Genomic DNA, 18629 nt, shown 5'->3' with positions numbered 1-18629 from the left:
ACCCCACGGGTGACCCGCCTCGTTCAAGCCTTCCGGTCAGGCGCCGCAGGCCGCCAGAACACGTTCGACGGCCTCGTCGACGGGGATCTCCTCCTTGACGCCTTCGGCGCGGTCACGCAGCTCGGCGACCCCCTGGGAGAGCCCGCGGCCGATGATCAGAATCGTCGGCATGCCGAGCAGTTCGGCGTCCTTGAACTTGACGCCGGGGGAGACGGAGGGCCGGTCGTCGAGCAGCACGCGCAGGCCCCGGGCGTCGAGTTCCTCGGCGATCCTGGTGGCGACCTCGATCTGGTCCTCCTTGCCGGTGCCCACGATGTGGACGTCGGCGGGGGCGACCTCGCGGGGCCAGACCAGGCCCAGCTCGTCGTGCCGCTGCTCGACCAGTACGGCCACGGCCCTGGAGACGCCGATTCCGTAGGAGCCCATGGTGACGCGGATCGGCTTGCCGTCGGGGCCGAGGGCGTCGAGCTTGGCGGCGTCCGCGTACTTGCGGCCGAGCTGGAAGATGTGGCCGATCTCGATGCCCCGGTCGATGGACAGGCCGGACCCGCAGACGGGGCAGGAGTCGCCCTCACGGACCTCGGCGGCCTCGATGGTGCCGTCGGGAACGAAGTCACGCCCGGCGACCACGTCGACCGCGTGCTTGCCCGGCTCGTTCGCGCCGGTCACCCAGGAGGTGCCGTCGACCACGCGGGGGTCGACGAGGTAGCGGATGCCGAGGTCCTTGAGCACCTGGGGACCGATGTAGCCGCGGACCAGACCAGGGTGCTTGGCGAAGTCCTCGGCCTCGAAGATGGCGGGCTCACCGGGAGCCAGGGCGGCCTCAAGACGCTTGAAGTCGACCTCGCGGTCACCGGGGACGCCGACGACCAGCGTCTCCACCTTGTCCGAACCGGGCGTGACGACCTTGACCACGATGTTCTTGAGCGTCTGCGCGGCGGTGACGTCCAGACCGTGGTGCTCGTTGACGTAGGCGACCAGCGACTCGATGGTCGGCGTGTCCGGGGTGTCCAGCACCCGCTGCGCGGGCCGTTCCCCGGAGGTCGCGGCGGGCGCGGGCGTGGTGACGGCCTCGGCGTTCGCGGCGTAGCCGCAGTGGTGACAGGCGACGAAGGTGTCCTCGCCGGTCTCGGCTGGGGCGAGGAACTCCTCCGAGGCCGAGCCGCCCATGGCGCCCGAGGTGGCGAAGCAGATCTTGTAGGTGATGCCGAGCCGGTCGAAGGTCCTGATGTAGGTCTCACGGTGCTGCTCGTAGGAGCGCTTGAGACCGTCGTCGTCCAGGTCGAAGGAGTAGGAGTCCTTCATGACGAACTCCCTGCCGCGCAGGATGCCCGCCCGGGGACGGGCCTCGTCGCGGTACTTCGTCTGGATCTGGTACAGCGTCACCGGATAGTCCTTGTAGGAGGAGTACTCCCCCTTCACCATGTCGGTGAACATCTCCTCATGGGTGGGGCCGAGCAGGTAGTCGGCACCCTTGCGGTCCTTCAGACGGAAGAGCGTGTCGCCGTACTCCGTCCAGCGGCCGGTGGCCTCGTAGTACTCCCGGGGCAGCAGGGCGGGGAAGAGGACCTCCTGGCCGCCCATCCGGTCCATCTCCTCGCGCACGATGCGCGTGACGTTCTCCAGGACTCTCTTGCCGAGCGGCAGCCAGGAGTAGACGCCGGGTGCGACACGACGAACATAACCGGCGCGGACGAGCAGTTTGTGGCTCGGGACCTCCGCGTCTGCCGGGTCGTCCCTCAGGGTTCGAAGAAACAACGACGACATGCGCAGCAGCACGGCTACTCCTAGCTAGCAGGGATCGATGAACCACAGGCTATCGACTCGTGTCCCTTTGCGCCGCCTGCTGTGTCTCCTTGCGACGCCTGCGGCGTCGCGGGCTAAGGTCAAACCCTCACTCAGGGCGTCGGAGAGCTCGATCGACTCAATCGGCCCCAAGCGTGAGGAGTTTCGGCTTGGCCTTACCGGTGCCGGGAGTGAGGAGTGTCCGGCTTGGGCGCGTCGGTGTCTGGACTGAGGAGTGAGGGAGCGAAGCGACGGAACGACGAAGGAAGACACCGGCTCAGGGCGCCCAAGCCCGCGACGCCGCCAGGCGTCGCAAAAAGGCAGGGCACAACTACATACCGATCGCGAACACGAACGCCGCTGAGAGGACGGTCAGGGCCACCACTACGCAGCGGCTCAGGGAGCGGCCCCTGCGTAGCGCCAGGAGCAGTCCGATCACGAACACGGCCACGAGGAGGGTGTCCCAGGGCCAGAACCCCCGGACGTACTCGGGGCCGCCCCGGAGGGTTTTGTCGAGCCCGTCGATCGCTACGATTCCGGCGAGCGCTCCGCAGGCCAGGTCGCCCCACACGTCACGGCGTCCGCTGAAGTAGGCGAGCACTCCGAAGGTCGCGAGGGTGGCGACGGTGAGGTTCACCGTCGGGCCGTTGCTGCCGAGGACCATTCCCGGCCCTCTGGCGGTGAGGTTGAGCAGGTTCGCGCCCGACTCGAAGATCGTGGCGGCCAGCAGTGCGATGAGGGGGCCGAAGCTCGCCAGCGCGCTGGTCAGGGCGGCCCAGCCGAATCCCGCGGCGGTGCGTCCCACGATCACGACGAACAGGACGTACGCGTACGGCTCGTAGAGCGAGTGGATCAGCTGCGGCCCGTAGGAGAGCAGCGCTCCGGCCCCGCCGAGGATCATGCCGACCAGGAGGGAGAGCACCATGTGCAGAAGGATTGCCCGCTCCTGCCGGTCTCCGGCGAGGTAGTCGTATTCGAGCGTATGGTCCGGTCCCGCCAAGGTCGGTGATCCCCCGATCGCATTGCCCCCATAACCATGCAAAGCATATCTGACCTGCAAGAATGACCCAAATACCCCAAGAAATGGTCAAGAGGAGAGCCGGGAACCCGGCCCGCGGAACGGTCGCGTCACCCTGGTCGCCCGGCGCCGTGGTGGGACAGAATCACCCTCAGGGGCGGTCACCGCTTGGGAGGCGTCATGGCACCGGAGAACAGACCGTTGAGGGTCGCGGTCGTCGGCTCGGGACCGGCCGGTCTCTACACGGCGGAGGCCCTGACGAGGCAGGCCCCCGGAGCCGTCGAGGTGGACGTGCTCGAACGGCTGCCGACGCCGTACGGGCTGGTGCGCTACGGCGTCGCCCCGGACCACACCTCGATCAGGTCGATCGCCGACTACCTGCGACGGGTCCTCGAACTGCCGAACGTCCGCTTCCTCGGCGGTGTGGAGCTCGGCCGGGACGTCTCGGTCGCCGACCTGCTGGCCTGCTACGACGCCGTGGTCTACTGCACCGGTGCGCCGGTTGACCGGCGGATGGGCGTGCCGGGCGAGGACCTGCCGGGAAGCGCGGCGGCCACGGACTTCGTGAACTGGTACTGCGGCCATCCCGAGGTGCCGGCCGACCGGTTCACCCTCGACAGTCCCGAGGTCGCGGTGGTCGGCGTCGGCAATGTCGCGGTGGACGTGGTGCGTGTCCTGGCCAAGTCCGCGCGGGAGCTGCGCGCCACGGACGTGCCCGAGGAGGTGCTCGCCCGTCTGGCGGCCAGCCGGGTGCGGGTCATCCACATGATCGGCCGCCGGGGCCCGGAGCACGCCAAGTTCACCCTGAAGGAGCTGCGGGAGCTCGGCGAGCTGACGAACGCGGACGTGCACGTACGTCCGGACGAGTCGGCGGCCGACCTTTCCGGGGCTTCGCGCCAGGTCAGGGGGAATGTCGAGGTGCTGCGCGGCTGGGCGGCCCGTACCCCTGCCGGCCGTCCCCGGCGGCTTGAGGTCCGGTTCTGGATGCGGCCCGTGGAGATCGTCGGCCGGGACCGGGTCGAGGGGCTCAGGCTCGAACGGACCAGGCAGACCGAGGACGGGATCTCCGGGACGGGTGAGTTCGAGACCCTTCCCGTCGGGATGGTGCTGCGCTCGGTCGGCTACCGCAGTCTCCCGCTGCCCGGCGTGCCCTTCTCCGAGCGGACCTCGACCGTGCCGAACGAGGCGGGCCGGGTCCGTGACCGCGAGTACGTCGCGGGCTGGCTCAAGCGCGGCCCGACCGGTGTGATCGGCACCAACAAGTCCGACGCCGCGGAGACCGTCCGCACGCTTCTGGCCGATCTCGCGGGCGGTGCGCCCGTGCCGCGCGGCGGCCTGGACGCCCTGCTCGCCTCGCGGGGGGTCTCCCCCGTCACCTACGACCGCTGGCTGGCCATCGAGGCCGCGGAGGTCGCCCTGGCCAGGAAGCTGGGCCGGGGCGAGCGCGTCAAACTCCTGGGCCTGGACGCCATGCTCGACGCCGGCGGCCGGTGACCTCACCCGACTCGGCGGGCCCTCCCCGGCGCGTGGGCCGCGACGAGGAGGGCGGCGTCAGTCGATCAGGGCCCGCCACTCACGGACCCTGCGCGCCTCGACCGGGTGCGCCCATGAGGCCCGTACGGCACCGCCGACGTGGAAGGCGCGCACGCCGTATTCGAGCAGCGCCGGGACGTGTGTGGGCTTGAGGCCGCCACCGGCCATGATCAGCGGCCCGTCGCCCGCCTCGCAGCGGGTCCTGAGCACCCGCAGGCCGTCCCCGACGCCGCTGGGCGCGCCCGAGGTGAGCACGGTCGCGAGGTTGGGCAGCAGCCGTACGGCCCGCCACCCCGCCTGGACGTCGGCCGCGTGGTCGACGGCCCGGTGGAAGGTCCAGGGCAGCGGGGCGACGGCGTGGATGAGTGCCTCGGTCGCGGCGAGGTCGACCGTCCCCGCCTGGTCGAGGAAGCCGAAGACGAACCCGGCCGCGCCCGCCTCCGCGAGGGCCTTGGCGTCACGCCGCAGGCTCTCCAGAGTCTCGGGCCCGGCCAGGAACGAGGCCTCGCCGCGCAGCATCACCATCTGCGGCAGCGCGCACTCCTTGGAGATCGCCGCGACCGTCTCCACCGCCGGGGTGAGCCCGTCGGACGCGATGTCGGCGACGACCTCAAGACGGTCGGCACCGCCCTCCTCAGCCGCGACGGCGTCGCGGACGTCGAGCGCGATCACCTCAAGCAAGGAACCGGTCATGGGGTGAGGCTATCGGATGACTTTGTCCTGGGATCGCCGTGGTTCAGACATGTTCGGCGAGGGAGGAGTCGTGGCTGCTCACAAGCGGTGCGCGGCGCTCGCCGAACCCGCGCCGGTCGGTGAACGGCAGCACCGTGCCGAGGCCGCCGCGCACGCCTCCGGGCCGCTGGAACAGCGCTCCCGAGGCGCGGTGCGGGAGGTCCACGGTGCGCAGGTGGGTGAAGCGCTGGCCCCGGTAGTAGTCCTGGAGCCTCATGTTGTCCTTGGAGCAGTCGAGCCTGAGCCAGCGCCCTCCGGCGGCCACCACCCGCAGACCCGCCCAGTCGAGCAGCGCCCGCCCCAGACCGAGACCGGAGCAGGAGCGGGCGACCGACAGCTTGTGGACGTACAACGCGGCGCCGGGGACGTCCTCCGCCTGCCAGAACTCGGGGTCGGCGTTGCCGTCGAGGGCGATGGTGGCCACCACGCCCCGCTCGCCCTCCACCAGATACATGTCACCCGTCTCGATCAGCGGGGCTATGCGCGCGGCGGGGAAGCCTCCGGCGGGCCACTGCCGTACGCCTCTGCCGTTCAGCCAGTCGGCGGTCTCCGCCAGGAGGGCGAGGACCTCCCCGAGGTCGGCGGCGGTCGCGGTGCGCAGCGCGAGCGGACGCGCGGTGACGGTACCGATGGTGTTGGAGTGCATGATTGATCCCTTCGTTGCACAGGGTGCGTGAAGAGGCACGGAGAGTAACCGTTCGATGACGCACGGTGTCCATGCCGACCCAGGCGAATGCCTAGGGGTCCAGGGAGGGCGGGGGCAGCGGCCCGCGCCCTGCCGCCTTGGGCGGGCGGCCCGGCAGGCGCCCGCGGCGCGGGCGTGCTGGGAGCCGGCCCGGCCGGGCGGTCACGGAGATGTCAGCGGCTTTCCAGCTCGTACCTGATCAGGTGCTTGTCCGCGGGGAGCACGGAGACGGCGACCCGGACGGGAGTGTCGCCCTCGTCGTAGCCGACCCTGATGTAGACGACGACCGGCGTGCCCGACTGGAGCTGCAGGCGGTGGGTCTCCGAGGTGTTCGGCATCCTGGCCCAGATGTCGTCGACCATGCGGACCTGACGGTGGCCCAGCTCGGTCAGCACCCTGTTGGCGCCGCGCGTGATGTCGCCGGGACGGGCGATCTCGGAGTCGGCGACCAGGGACAGCGGGAAGTAGGAGTCGTTGGTGTTGTACGGCTGACCGTCGACGAAACGCAGCCTGCGGCGGACCACGGCGAACTCGTCGTCGGCCAGTTCCAGCCTGCTGGCGATCTCCTCGGCGGGCTGGACGATCGCGACCTCGATGTGCTGGCTCGGTACGCGCCCCTCCTGGGAGACCGCCCAGGCGAAGGCCTCCTTGGTCTCCTCGGGCTGCGGCTGGAGTTCCCGCTGGGGGTGGATGAGCAGCGGCCTGCGCTCCCTGACCACGGTTCCCCTGCGGGGGGTACGGGTGATCAGGCCCTCGTTGACCAGCTCTCCGAGGGCGAGCCGTACGGTGTTGCGGCTCACCTGGTGGATGCCCATGAGCTCGACCTCGGTCGGCAGCTGATCGCCCGGCCGGAGCGCACCGGAGTAGATGGCCCTCCGGAGTTCGGAGGCCACCAGCTGATACAGCGTTGACCGCGGCATTAAGTCCCCTTTGTGCCAACAAAACTAGACGATTTGGTTTTACCGGGGAACAGCCTCTTGACCCAACCTCTCGTTACCCGCATCATCCAATCGTTGGTACAAATCCATCGAAAGGTCGGCAAGGGGGTGAACGCCGGTGCCATCGGTCCGCGTGGGCGCGCCACGCCCGTCCCGGCGCGACCTCGGCGGTTCGACGCGCCTACTGCGCTGCGCGTCGCCCCGCCACGGATTCCCTCACACCTACCAGAGCGATGGGGACGGCACACGAGTGCTTTCGGTACCGACAGATCTGACCATTTGGTGGAGAAATAGGTTTTTTGTCCGAAATGAGAGCGGCGGCATCCGCCCTCTCTTCCGGCGCCACCAGGGTCCGGTCTTCGGCGACACCCCCTCCGGGGAGGCGCGGGTTCCTCAGGTCCGCGTCTCCCCTGTCACCGGCCCCCGGCGCGGGTAACCGGTTCGAGGACCCCAACCCTCGCCGGGGTCCTCGCACCGCCGCGCCGGGCAGGAGCGCGTCCTGGCGGGTCCCCCACGCCCGCCAGGACGCGTCTCCGCTCTCCCGCCCGCCCGGCGGCTCCGGCGACTAAGATCGCCTCATGCGGTCGGGGCGGAAAGTCGGGCTGCTCCTGGGTCGTCCCCAGATCTTCGACGTGACGCTGGTCGTGCTCCTCTGCCTGCCCTCGCTGATCGTCCTGCCCTTCACCCTGCTGAACGACGATCCGGACACGGCCATGCGGGCGGGGCTGTTCCTGCTCGCCGTTCCGCCCCTCCTGGCTCGGCGCCGCCACCCGGTCCCGGTCGCCGTCGTGATCGCGACGCTCGACATCGCGGGACGCCTGACGATCACTCCTTCCCTCTCCGTCGTCGCGGCGATCGCCCTGTACGGCCTCGGCCGCCACACCACGACCAGGAGGGCGCTGGCCGCCTCCCTCCTCCCGGTGACGGCCGCCTACGCCGTCACGTCCCCCGCGTCCCTCACTGCGGGCCCCCAGCCCTCGGGCGCGTTCGCCTTCGGTGCTCTCTTCCCGCTGGTCCTCGCCGGCGCCGGTCTGCTGGTGCGATCGAGGGCGGAGACACGGCGGCTCAAGGAGAGCATCCGGACCGAGGAGGCGGTACAGGCCGAACGCCGCCGCATCGCCCGTGAGCTGCACGACGTCGTCGCCCACCACATCACTGTGGTCAGCGCGCTCGTCGGCGGGGCCAGGGTGACCCTGCCCGCGGAGCCGCCCGAGGCCGCGCAGGCGCTGCTGGCCGCCGAGCAGAGCGCCAGGCAGGCCCTCGCCGAGATGCGGCACCTGCTGAAGGTGCTGCGGGCCGACGGCCCCGGAGGCGGGGAGGCCACAGGGGTCGGCACGGTCGAACTGCCCGCCCTGGTCGAGCAGGCGGGCGCGGCGGGACCGCCCGCGGAGCTGGTGGTCGAGGGCGATCCGGTGCCGCTGCCCGCCGCGGTCGACCGGGCGGTCTACCGGATCGTGCAGGAGGCGCTCACCAACACGCGCAAACACGCCCCGGGGGCGCGTTCCCTCGTGCGGATCGGCTACGGAGGCCGGGAGGTCGAGATCGAGGTGCTGGACGACGGGCCCGTGACCGTCCCGCCCTCCCCCGGCGGCTTCGGCCTGGTGGGGATGGCCGAGCGGGTCGCGCTGTGCGGGGGAATCCTGGACGCCGGACCGGGACCGGCGGGCGGCTTCCGGGTCCACGCGAGGCTGCCGCTGTGATCACCGTGCTGCTGGCCGACGACCACGCCCTGGTCAGGACCGGATACCGGCTCATGCTGAACGCCCAGCCGGGCATCACCGTGGTCGGCGAGGCCGCCGACGGCCTGGAGGCCGTGACCCGCTGCCACGAGCTGCGGCCCGACATCGTGATCATGGACCTGCACATGCCCAGGCTGGACGGGGTCGCCGCGACCGAGCGCGTCACCGCGGAACTGCCGGAGACCAGGGTGCTCGTGCTCAGCACCTTCGACCTGGACGAGAACGTCGTGGCCGCGCTCCGGGCGGGGGCCAACGGCTTCCTGCCCAAGGACGTCTCCCCCGAGGAACTGGTCGAGGCGGTCAGGACCGTGCACGAGGGCACGGCGGCCGTGGCTCCGCGCCTGCTCCTCGGCCTCATCCGCACCCACGTCAGAGGCGCCCCGCCCCAGGCACCCGCCCGGGTCCGGGGGCGGGTCCCCCTCGACGGGCTCACCGCGAGGGAGCTGGAGGTGCTGACGCTCATCGGCGGGGGCCGCTCCAACGCCGAGATCGCCGACGCGCTCGCGATCTCGCCGAGCACCGTGAAGAACCACGTGACGGCGCTGTTCGCCAAGATCGGCGCACGGGACCGGGCGCAGGCCGTGATCGTCGCCTACGAACGGGGCCTGGTCAGACCAGGAGAGTAGGACCCGGCTCCCGGTCCCGGCCGCCGCGAACGGTCCCGTGGCAGGAGGAAACGACCGCCCCCTCCGGAGAGCCTTGGGACATGACAGCGATACGGGCCATCGGCCTCACCAAGGAGTACGGCGGAACCACGGCCGTCGCGGGCCTGTCCTTCGACGTCAGACCCGGTCTGGTGACCGGTTTCCTGGGGCCGAACGGAGCGGGCAAGTCGACCACGATGCGCATGACCCTCGGCCTCGACCGGCCGACCTCGGGGACGGTGACGGTCGGCGGGGTGCCGTACGGCGAGCTCAGGCACCCGCTGCGCAAGGTCGGCGCGCTGCTGGACGCCAAGGCCGTGCACGGCGGACGCAGTGCCCGCGACCACCTGCTGGCCATCGCGCGGAGCAACGCGATCCCCGCCTCCCGGGTCGGGGAGGTGCTGGAGACGGTCGGGCTCGGCGCGGTGGCCGGGCGGCGGATCGGAGGGTTCTCGCTGGGCATGTCGCAGCGGCTCGGGATCGCCGCGGCGCTGCTGGGGGACCCGGAGATCCTGCTGTTCGACGAGCCGGTCAACGGGCTCGACCCCGACGGGATCCTGTGGATCCGCACACTGATGCGTGACCTGGCCGCCGAGGGGCGCACCGTCTTCGTCTCCAGCCACCTCATGAGCGAGATGGCCCAGACCGCCGACCGTCTCGTCGTCATCGGCAGGGGGACGCTGATCGCCGACGCCGAGATGGAGGAGTTCATCGGGCGCAGCTCGCAGGGGTACGTCCGGGTGCGCTCGCCGTACCTGGCGGAGGTGGCAGGGTTGCTGCCCGGCGCCGAGATGCACGGGGACCACCTGCGCGTCACCGGCCGCTCTCCCCTTGAGGTCGGGACCGTCGTCGCCGCGCGGGGGCTGGCGATCGAGGAGCTGACCCTCGTCAGGCCGACCCTGGAGGCCGCCTACATGGAACTGACCAAGGACAGTCTGGAGTACTCCTCATGATCGACGTGATGCGGTCCGAGTGGACCAAGGTGCGCTCGGTGCGCTCGACCGTGTGGACCCTGGGCGCCGTGACGGCGCTGATGGTCGCGCTCGGCGCGGCCGGAGCGCTGGTCGCCGTGAACGCCGGGGACGGCGGGCGCCTGTCCGACCCGGTCTCCATCAGCCTGATGGGCATCATGCTCGCGGCACCGGTGACGGCGACGCTGGGGGTGATCGTCGTCTGCGGCGAGTACCGCACGGGCTCGATCCGCGCCTCCCTGGTCGCGGTGCCGGACAGGCTGAGGTTCCTGGCCGCCAAGGCCGCCGTGCTCACCGGGGTCACGTTCGCCGTGGGCGTCGTCGCCTCCTTCGCCGCCTTCCTCACCGGTCAGGCCGTGTTCGCCGGGCGGGCGGCGGCGGTCTCCCTGGCCGATCCCGGCGTGTCGCGGGCCATCGTCGGCGCCGGGCTCTACCTGGCCGCGGGCGGGCTGCTCGGGCTGGCGCTCGGCACGCTGATCAGGCACACCCCGGGCGCGATCGTGACGGCCTGCGCGCTGCTCATGGTGCTGCCGACACTGGTCGCGTTCGTGCCCGGCGAGCTGGGCAGGAGGCTGGTGGAGCTCACCCCCTCGAACGCGGGCAGCCGGATCGCCCTGGTCAGTCCCGTCGGGATGGGGCCCTGGACCGGCTTCGCCGTCTACCTGGCCTGGATCGCGCTCCCGCTCGCCGTCGCCGTTCCCCTGTTCAGGCGCCGTGACGCCTGAACAGGCCGGCACGCGAAACGGGCTGTCCTCGCGGCGTCGCAGGTCGCGGGGACAGCCCGTTCTGGTGGGGATTACCCCCGATCGATTACTTCAGGCCCGCGTCCACGGCGCTGGTCAGGGTGCCGGGGTCACCGGACATCTCCCAGATCATCACGCCGAGCAGGTTCTTGCTGCGGAGCCATGCGGTCTTCTTCGCGATCGTCCATGTGTCGTCGAAGGTCCACCACTGGCCGCCGTTGCCGGTGTAGCAGTAGGTCGCGACCGACTGCTCGTCGTGCTTGATGTTGCACCCGGGGACGCTGGCCAGCAGGTTGCTGTATCCACGGGTACCGGCCTCGTCCTGGAACTGGCCGGGCGCGGCGCCGGTCGCCGACTGCCACTCACCGGACTTGCCGCCGTCGGCGACCCCCTGCCAGCCACGCCCGTAGTAGGCGAGACCGATGGCGATCTTGCGGGGGTTCACCCCGGCCTGCAGGTAGGCGTTGACGGCGTTCTCCACGCTGAAGTGGAAGTTGTACGGGTCGTCGTTGTCGGCGTACAGGTTGGCCTGGTGACCGGCGACGTTGGGCTCCCACGAGTTGTCGCTGCCCGATCCGTGGAAGTCGTAGCCCTGGACGTTGAAGATGTCCATCGACTTGGCGACCTCGGCGAGCTCCCAGCCGGCCTCGATCTTGGCGGGGTCGGCGGGGGTGAAGGCGGTGAGCTGGTAGCGCTTACCGGTCTCGGTGGTCAGGGCGTCGAGCTGCTTGCGGAACTCGGCGATCAGCAGGGTGTTGTTCTGCTTGTCGTTGGCGCCGATGTGGTTGCCCGCGTGGCCCTCGGAGCCCGGCCACTCCCAGTCGAGGTCGATGCCGTCGAAGATCCCGGCAGCGCTGCCCGGGCCGCCGGCGGCGTTGTAGGTGGGCAGGTTGCCCTTGATGTAGGTGTCGATGCAGGAGGCGACGAACTTCTTCCTGGAGGCGTCGGTGGCGGCCACGTCGGAGAAGTACTTGGAGTAGGTCCAGCCGCCGAGCGAGATCAGGATCTTCAGGTTCGGGTACTTGACCTTGAGCTTCTTGAGCTGGTTGAAGTTGCCGCGCAGCTTCTCCCAGCCGGTGTCGCCGACACCGTCGACGGACTGACCGGCGCTCATCGGCCTGGCGTAGTCGGCGTCCGCGTCGCCGGAGCCGTCACCCTGGCTCGGGTCCTGCGGGTTGCCGGTGGTGCCCTTGGTCACGCCCTGCAGACAGGTCAGGTTGACCGGGTCGATGTTGCCGAAGGCGTAGTTGAGGTGGGTCAGCTTCGCCGCGACGCCGGTGGTGTCGAGGTTGCGGACGAAGTACTGACGGCCGTAGATGCCCCACTGCACGAAGTAGCCGACGCGGGCGTAGCCACTGCCGATGATGTCGTCGGTGGTGACCTTCACCGCGTTGCTGGCGTCGGAGACGTTGTCGTAGGTGTCGCGGGCCTTGACCGTGAAGGTGTACTCGGTGGACGGCGAGAGGCCGGTCACCGTGGTCGAGGTCGAGGTCGAGGTGGTCAGCAGGGTCGAGCCGCTGTAGATCTCGTAGTTCGCGACCTCCTTGTTGTCCGTGGAGGCACCCCAGGTGAGGTTCACGGTCGAGGAGGACTTGCCGGTGCTGCGCAGGTTGGTGGGCGCGGTGGGCGGCTGGGTGTCGTCACCGGCGTTGTTGGTGGTGACCTTCAGCGCGTTGCTGGCCCCGGAGAGCGTGCCCTTCCTGTCCTTGGTCTTGACGGTGAAGGTGTACTCGGTGTTCGGGGTCAGGCCCGAGACGGTCGCGGTCGTTCCGGTGACCGTGGCGGCCACGTTGCTGCCGTTGTAGACCTGGTAGCCGACGATGGGCAGGCTGCCCGCGGTGGCGGCGTCCCAGGCCAGGGAGATGGTCTTGGTGGTCTTGACCGGCGAGCGCAGGTTGCCGGGGACGCCGGGCGGGGTGTCGGCGGCGCCGTCACACCTGACGTCGTTGATCCGGCAGTTGTCCGGCTCGGCGGAGGCGCTGCTGAGCGTGAACGTGGGGCTGTAGGGCTCGGTCGTGCCGTGGGCCGCGACGTTGGTGTTGTAGTGAGCCGGGCTCAGCGTGACCGAACGGCCGCTCTGGCTGATCGAGCCGTTGTCGGCGGAGCTGGCGGTGACACCGGCGGGCAGGTCGAAGGTGATCGTCCAGCCGTTGAGCGCGGCGTCGGTGTTGTTGTTGACCACGAACTTGCCACGCGAACCGCTGGCCGAGTAGGTCGCGGTGACGGGCGCGTCCGGCGGGGGCGGGTCGCCGCTGCCGTCACAGTTGGCGTTGTTGATGGTGCACTTGGTCGGCTGGACGGCCGAGCTGAGCGTGAAGGTCGGGCTGTAGGGCTCGGTGTTGCCGTTCGCCTTCACGGTGTTGATGTAGAAGGCGGGGGTCAGCTTCACCTTGGTGCCGGTCTGCGAAATGGTCGCATTCTGGGGGTTGCTGGCCGTCACCCCGGAAGGAAGTTCAATGGTGATCGACCAACCGGTCACAGCTGTGCTGTTGGGGTTGCTCACCACGAACTTGCCCTGGTTGCCGGTGAGGGTGAAGGCGGCTGTCAGGCGAGCGGCTGCGTGGGCGGGGATCGACAATGCGGCCATCGCGGCCGCCATGGCGAACACCACCAGCACAGAAGCTAATCGGCGCATGTTGATGCTCTTTCCTTTAGGAAAGTTTCCTAATAATTATGCGGATCGTAACCCTGACCCCCGGCCTCTACAAGACCCAAAATGGTTGTAAAAACAGCGGGAGGCCGCCCCGGGCCGGGGCGGCCTCCCTCATGAAAACCGTTCTCGGAAAATGGAACGCTCCCGTATGACTCAGCGGTCCGCGCGGGTCCGCCCACCGTCCTCCCCGCCCTCGGGGACGGTTTCCGGCTCTGCTTCAGAAAGGGTTTCGGACAACGGCCGTCCCCTTCTCGGCATCACCAGCACGGCCGGCACGCCGAGCACCACGACGACCGTCATCGCCAGGAAGACGTGGTGCACGGCGAAGGCCAGGGCGGAACGGGCGGCCTGCTCCCCGGGACCGCCCAGCGCGGCGGCGACGTCGTCGACCGAGCCGACGGAACCGGACGACAGCAGGGACAGGCTCGCGACCGCCGCGAAGACCGCCGTGCCCACCGCGCTTCCCGCGCTGCGGAAGAACACCACCCCACCCGTGACGACGCCACGCCGCTCCCAGCCGACCACGGACTGCGCGCCGACGAGGCAGGAGACCGAGACCAGGCCGAGCCCGGCGCCGTTGACGAACGCGCACAGACCCGCGTAGACGAGCGGCGAAGCCGCGTCCAGCAGCGTGAACATCACCGCCGAGACGACGACGAGCACCATCCCGGCCAGGGCCGTGGCGCGGAAGCCGTACCTCAGGTAGAGGCGGTCGGCCAGTCCCGCGGCCAGCGGCCAGCCGATGGACTGCGTGGCGAGCGCGAACCCGGCGGCGACCGCGCCGACCCCGAGCACTCCCTGGGCGTAGGTGGGCAGGTAGAGGGCGGGGGCGATCAGCACCACGCCGACGAGCGCGCTGCCGAGGAACGAGCCGAGCAGCATCCGGTCACGCCAGACCCACGGCGGCACGACCGGCTCGGCCGCGTGCCGCTCCCAGCGCAGAAAGGCCGCGAGCAACGCCAGACCGGGCGCGATCAGCCACCAGACGGTCTCCTGGAGCCCGATCATCACGGTGACGACGCCCGCCGCGAGCAGGGCGGTGCCGAGCAGGTCGAGGCGGTGCGGGCGGCGTTCGACCGACTCGCGCAGGAACACGGTGACCATGGCCAGCGCGGCCACCCCGATCGGGAGGTTCAGCAGGAAGACCCAGCGCCACAACCCGAACTCCGACAGCAGGCCGCCCAGGGCCGGGCCGAGCAACGCGGAGCCTCCCCACACCGTGGACATCAGCGCCGAGATGCGTCCCCGCTGGGCCAGTGGGTAGAGGTCGCCCGCGATCGTCTGGGTGATCGGCAGGATCGCTCCCGCCCCGACCCCCTGCACCGCCCGCGCCACGATGAGGACGGGCATGCTCCAGGCCACGCCCGCCAGCAGTGACCCGGCCAGGAAGGTCGCCGCGCCCACGAGCAGCATGGGTTTGCGGCCGTAGACGTCGGCGAGCCCGCCGTAGATCGGGGTGCACACCGCCTGGGCCAGCATGTAGACCGCGATGACCCAGGGGAAGAGGGAGAAGGCCCCCAGGTCGCGCACGATCGCCGGGACCGCGGTGGCCACGATCGTGGCGTCCATCGCGGCCAGGGCCGTGCTGAGCATGAGCCCGGCCACCACCGGTCCCCGTCGTGTCACAGCCGCGTCACCGTCCCTCCTCGTGAGGACACCGTGGTCGGAATCCTCTCTCCCCAACAGACTCGGGCGAACGCCTCATTCCATGGCATGTCCCCTTGTTTCATAGGGCACTGCTTTGCCGGGAAGCCGCCGCTGTGACGGCCCTGTGACGTCTTCACCTGGCGGATCCGGGCCGAGGGGCCCTAACGTGCGCACCATGACCACAGATGGGCGCTCGGCGCACATTCTCGATGTCCTGATCACCGAGTTCGGCGAGTCGATCAGGCGTGACCCCCCGGCCTTCCGGCGCAAGTTCAGGAAGATGGCCGCCTCCCCGTTCGCCTTCTACCGCGGCAGCGCCTGCCTGTTCTACGCGGACATGGCCGGCTCCTTCGCCGACACGGCCTTCCTCGACGACCAGACGAGCCGGGTGTGGATACACGGCGACCTGCACGCGGAGAACTTCGGCACCTACATGAACGCCTCCGGCGTCCTGGTCTTCAACGTCAACGACTTCGACGAGGCCTACGTCGGCCCCTACATCTGGGACCTCAAGCGGTTCGTGGCCAGCGTCGCGCTCATCGGCTACGCCAAGGCGCTGTCGGACGAGGTGATCACCGACCTGGTCTCGGGGTTCGCCAAGGCCTACCTCACCGAGCTGACCGGCATCTCCGAGGGCGGGGACGAGGCGATCGGCTCGCTGACGCTGGAGACGACCACCGGTGTGCTGCACCGGGTGCTTCAGGTCGCCCGGCTCAACACCCGGGTCGCGCTGCTCGACGTCGAGACCACGATCGACAACTTCGAGCGCAGGTTCGCCATCATGGACGGCCGTTATCCGGTCGACGAGGAGACCAGGCACGCCGTCGAAGCCGCCTTCGCGGAGTACCTCACCACGCTCCCCTCTTCGGTCCCCACGGTCGAGCACAGGATCAAGGACTTCGCGCTCCGCATGGGCGTCGGCATCGGCTCGGCGGGCCTGCCGTCCTACAACATGCTCCTTGAGGGCCACACCCAGGCCCTGGAGAACGACGTCATCCTCTACATGAAGCAGGCCCAGGTCCCGGCGGTCGCCCGGTACATCACCGACGAGAAGGTACGCGGCTACTTCAGGCACCAGGGGCACCGTACGGCGGAGTCACAGCGGGCCCTGCAGGCCTACGCCGACCCCTGGCTCGGCCACACGACGCTGAACGGCGTCGGCCAGCTCGTCGCCGAGGTCTCCCCCTACTCGGCCGACCTCGACTGGGGCGACGTCAACGAGCCGGAGGAACTCGCCTCGGTGATCGGTGACCTCGGCAGGGCCGTGGCCCGCATGCACTCCGTCGCCGACGACGAGTCCAGCCACGACCTGGTCGACTTCTCGACCGAGGACGCGATCGTGAACGTGATCGGTGCCGACGCCGCAGGGTTCACCCGTGTGCTCGTCGACTTCGCCCACGCCTACGGCGCGCGGGCCAGGGCCGACCACCAGTTGTTCGTCGACCTGTTCCGCAACGGCCGCCTGCCCGGCCTGTGAGCGTGTTCCGCCGTTCCCGCGGCCCGGGGGCGGCGGAACACGCTGGATCAGGCGTCCCCCGCCAGAGCCTCGGCCGCGGCCTGGCCGCATACCTTGGCGGAGCCGTGGGTGGCGATGTGGACGGCGCCGAGGTCGGAGCGTCCCGGCAGGCCCATCTCGACCACGACGGCGTCGGAGCGCGCTGCCAGCAGGTGCTGCAGGGCGTCCATCTGCCAGGGGTGACGGTGGGCGTCGCGGACGACGGCGACCAGCGGCCGGTCGGTGGCCGCGGCCAGCACCCCCTCGATCGCGCTCCCGGTCGCCCCGGAGGCGTCCAGGCGCGTCACCGTGGTGCCGGGCAGCAGCTTGCCGAGCGGTTCACCGACGCCCCAGGGCGTGTCCTTCTCGATGGCCAGGTTCATCTCGGGGGCCAGTTCGAGCACGTGGGGCGGGGCGGCCAGGGGAAGGGAGACGCTCGCCGAGCGGCGGGTGATCCGCAGCGCCCGCCTGGCCGCCTCAAGGCCGATGGAGACATCGCCGGGACGCGAGGGCGCGGGGTCCTGCCTCCTGGGGGCCGAGGCGGCCCACAGGGCCAGTTCACACACCCGCCGTGCGGCGTCGGCCAGCCTCTCCTCGGGGAGCCTGCCCTCGATCACCGCGTCCACGATGGCGTCGCGGACGTCGATGGCGGTCTGCTCGTCGGAGTTCTGGCCGCCGATGCAGATCGCGTCCGCTCCTCCGGCGATGGCCAGCGCCGAGGCGCCGCCGATGCCGTACGGTCCCGAGACCGCGGTCATCTCGATGCCGTCGGTGATGATGACGCCCTCGAAGCCGAGTTCGACGCGGAGCAGGTCGTGCAGCACCTTGCCGCTGAGCGTCGCGGGCACGCCCGGGTCGAGCGCGGAGACCAGCAGGTGGGCCGTCATGACCGTGCGCACGCCCTCGGCGATCGCCGCGCGGAAGGGCCGCAGCGCGACCTCGCGCAGTTCCTCGGCGGTCGCCGTGACCAGCGGGACGCTGTGGTGGGAGTCGACCGAGGTGTCCCCGTGCCCGGGGAAGTGCTTGGCGCAGGCGGCGACGCCCGCCGACTGCAGGCCCCGGATCCAGGCCGCGGTGTGCCGGGAGACCAGGTCGGGGTCCGCGCCGAAGGAGCGCAGGCCGATGACCGGGTTGTCGGGGTTGGAGTTGACGTCGGCCGAGGGTGCGAAGTTGAGGTTGACGCCGGTCAGCGCCAGATCGCGGCCGAGGTCGGCGGCGAGTTCCTCGGTGAGCGCGACGTCGTCGACGACTCCGAGGGCGAAGCTGCCGGGGCGTGTGCTCCCGGCCGCCGCCTCAAGCCGGGTCACCTCTCCCGACTCCTCGTCGATGCCCACGAGGACCTGCGGGTTCTCCGCGCGCAGCGCCGCGGTGAGGTCGGCGACCTGGGAGGGGGTGGCGATGTTCCTGGAGAAGAGCACCACCCCGGTCAGGCCCTCGCTCAGGCGTCTGCGGACCCAGTCGGGCGGTGACTTGCCCTCGAATCCCGGGAGAACAACCGTGTCCGCCAGACGAAGCAGCTCTTGGCCGCGCTTCATGCACCCTCCTCGCCTCATGGCCGGCCGGCATCTCATGCCGAGGACACGCGGACACCATGTTGTGTTCACAGGCGTGGGAGGAAGCGCTCCCATCGGCCTTGCGCGCAAATCTAATAGGAAACTTTCTTTATCGCTAGGGGGCTGACCATGGGCCTTCCGTCAAGATCCTGCGATCCGGAGTGACACCTGGTACCCGGGAACGCTCCAGGGGCGACAGGGGGAACGGTCACCGGAAGCCACGGGGCGTACCGGGTGCGTCACCATGGGCGATCCGTGAGCGAAACCATCCGTGTGGCGCGCGCCAGCCAAGCCGTATCCGTCACGGACCCCCTCCGGAGACCGGGCGCTCTCCAGGAAAGAGGAGGCATGTCCAGAGAAGTGACGTTTATGAGTTTTGTCGGTAAGGGAAGGCTTTCCCCTCCCCTTACGGAAAACCGAAACCCGCCCGCGTCCCCCGGGCACGGACCGTACGGCGCGGCACCGGAGAGCGGCCCCGTCACGCCGTTCCGGA

At 70.2% G+C, this 18629-nt stretch carries 14 protein-coding genes; 6 read left to right on the top strand and 8 right to left on the bottom strand.

Annotation, left to right across the window (positions count from 1 at the left end):
- Positions 1-36: 36 nt before the first annotated feature.
- Positions 37-1779, bottom strand: coding sequence for a proline--tRNA ligase (locus ACFYY8_RS20870; protein ID WP_390043222.1), 1743 nt, complete (start codon positions 1777-1779; stop codon positions 37-39).
- Between the two features lie 337 nt (positions 1780-2116).
- A complete protein-coding gene (locus ACFYY8_RS20865; RefSeq protein ID WP_390043220.1) occupies positions 2117-2785 on the bottom strand; it encodes a hypothetical protein in 669 nt (222 codons plus the stop codon).
- Positions 2786-2983: 198 nt separating this feature from the next.
- On the opposite strand from ACFYY8_RS20865, the gene ACFYY8_RS20860 reads away from it, so the two are divergent.
- Positions 2984-4297: an FAD-dependent oxidoreductase gene (locus tag ACFYY8_RS20860; protein WP_390043218.1), complete on the top strand. Its 1314-nt coding sequence runs from the start codon at positions 2984-2986 to the stop codon at positions 4295-4297.
- A gap of 57 nt (positions 4298-4354) precedes the next feature.
- On the opposite strand, the gene ACFYY8_RS20855 is transcribed toward ACFYY8_RS20860, so the two are convergent.
- The 3 genes from ACFYY8_RS20855 to ACFYY8_RS20845 form a co-directional block, all read right to left on the bottom strand.
- Complete coding sequence (locus tag ACFYY8_RS20855) at positions 4355-5029, bottom strand: copper homeostasis protein CutC (RefSeq protein ID WP_352008441.1); 675 nt, start codon at positions 5027-5029, stop codon at positions 4355-4357.
- A 43-nt stretch (positions 5030-5072) separates the two neighbouring features.
- A complete protein-coding gene (locus tag ACFYY8_RS20850; protein ID WP_390043215.1) occupies positions 5073-5714 on the bottom strand; it encodes a GNAT family N-acetyltransferase in 642 nt (213 codons plus the stop codon).
- A gap of 212 nt (positions 5715-5926) precedes the next feature.
- On the bottom strand, positions 5927-6673 hold the full coding sequence (locus ACFYY8_RS20845) for a GntR family transcriptional regulator (protein WP_352008439.1): 747 nt from the start codon (positions 6671-6673) through the stop codon (positions 5927-5929).
- Positions 6674-7269: 596 nt separating this feature from the next.
- Between ACFYY8_RS20845 and ACFYY8_RS20840 the strand changes: the two genes are divergently transcribed.
- From ACFYY8_RS20840 to ACFYY8_RS20825, 4 genes are all read left to right on the top strand, one after another.
- Positions 7270-8391, top strand: a complete 1122-nt coding sequence (locus ACFYY8_RS20840) for a sensor histidine kinase (RefSeq protein ID WP_390043212.1) — start codon at positions 7270-7272, stop codon at positions 8389-8391.
- Positions 8388-9056 carry a response regulator gene (locus ACFYY8_RS20835; protein ID WP_390043210.1) on the top strand — a complete coding sequence of 223 codons (669 nt, stop codon included), beginning with the start codon at positions 8388-8390 and terminating at the stop codon, positions 9054-9056. The genes ACFYY8_RS20840 and ACFYY8_RS20835 overlap by 4 nt, the downstream gene beginning before the upstream one ends.
- An 80-nt stretch (positions 9057-9136) precedes the next feature.
- Positions 9137-10027, top strand: a complete 891-nt coding sequence (locus ACFYY8_RS20830) for an ATP-binding cassette domain-containing protein (RefSeq protein WP_390043208.1) — start codon at positions 9137-9139, stop codon at positions 10025-10027.
- The gene (locus ACFYY8_RS20825; RefSeq protein ID WP_390043205.1) at positions 10024-10770 is read left to right on the top strand and encodes an ABC transporter permease; all 747 of its coding nucleotides are present in this window, start codon (positions 10024-10026) and stop codon (positions 10768-10770) included. Before ACFYY8_RS20830 ends, ACFYY8_RS20825 begins: the two co-directional genes overlap by 4 nt.
- An 85-nt stretch (positions 10771-10855) precedes the next feature.
- Here the strand turns inward: ACFYY8_RS20825 and ACFYY8_RS20820 are convergent, their stop codons facing one another.
- Both ACFYY8_RS20820 and ACFYY8_RS20815 read right to left on the bottom strand, forming a co-directional pair.
- Positions 10856-13423, bottom strand: a complete 2568-nt coding sequence (locus ACFYY8_RS20820; protein ID WP_390043202.1) for a glycosyl hydrolase family 18 protein — start codon at positions 13421-13423, stop codon at positions 10856-10858.
- 171 nt (positions 13424-13594) lie between these two features.
- On the bottom strand, positions 13595-15067 hold the full coding sequence (locus ACFYY8_RS20815) for an MFS transporter (RefSeq protein WP_390043200.1): 1473 nt from the start codon (positions 15065-15067) through the stop codon (positions 13595-13597).
- Positions 15068-15263: 196 nt separating this feature from the next.
- On the opposite strand from ACFYY8_RS20815, the gene ACFYY8_RS20810 reads away from it, so the two are divergent.
- A complete protein-coding gene (locus ACFYY8_RS20810) occupies positions 15264-16565 on the top strand; it encodes a DUF2252 domain-containing protein (protein ID WP_390043198.1) in 1302 nt (433 codons plus the stop codon).
- A gap of 47 nt (positions 16566-16612) precedes the next feature.
- Here ACFYY8_RS20810 and ACFYY8_RS20805 read toward each other — a convergent pair whose 3' ends face one another.
- Entirely contained in the window at positions 16613-18118 is a 1506-nt protein-coding gene (locus ACFYY8_RS20805; protein WP_390043195.1) for a glycoside hydrolase family 3 protein, read from the bottom strand.
- Positions 18119-18629: the final 511 nt, after the last annotated feature.

It is taken from the genome of Streptosporangium sp. NPDC001559 (assembly GCF_042893955.1).
GTDB lineage: Bacteria > Actinomycetota > Actinomycetes > Streptosporangiales > Streptosporangiaceae > Streptosporangium.
This window is presented reverse-complemented; position numbering and strand designations above follow the sequence as displayed.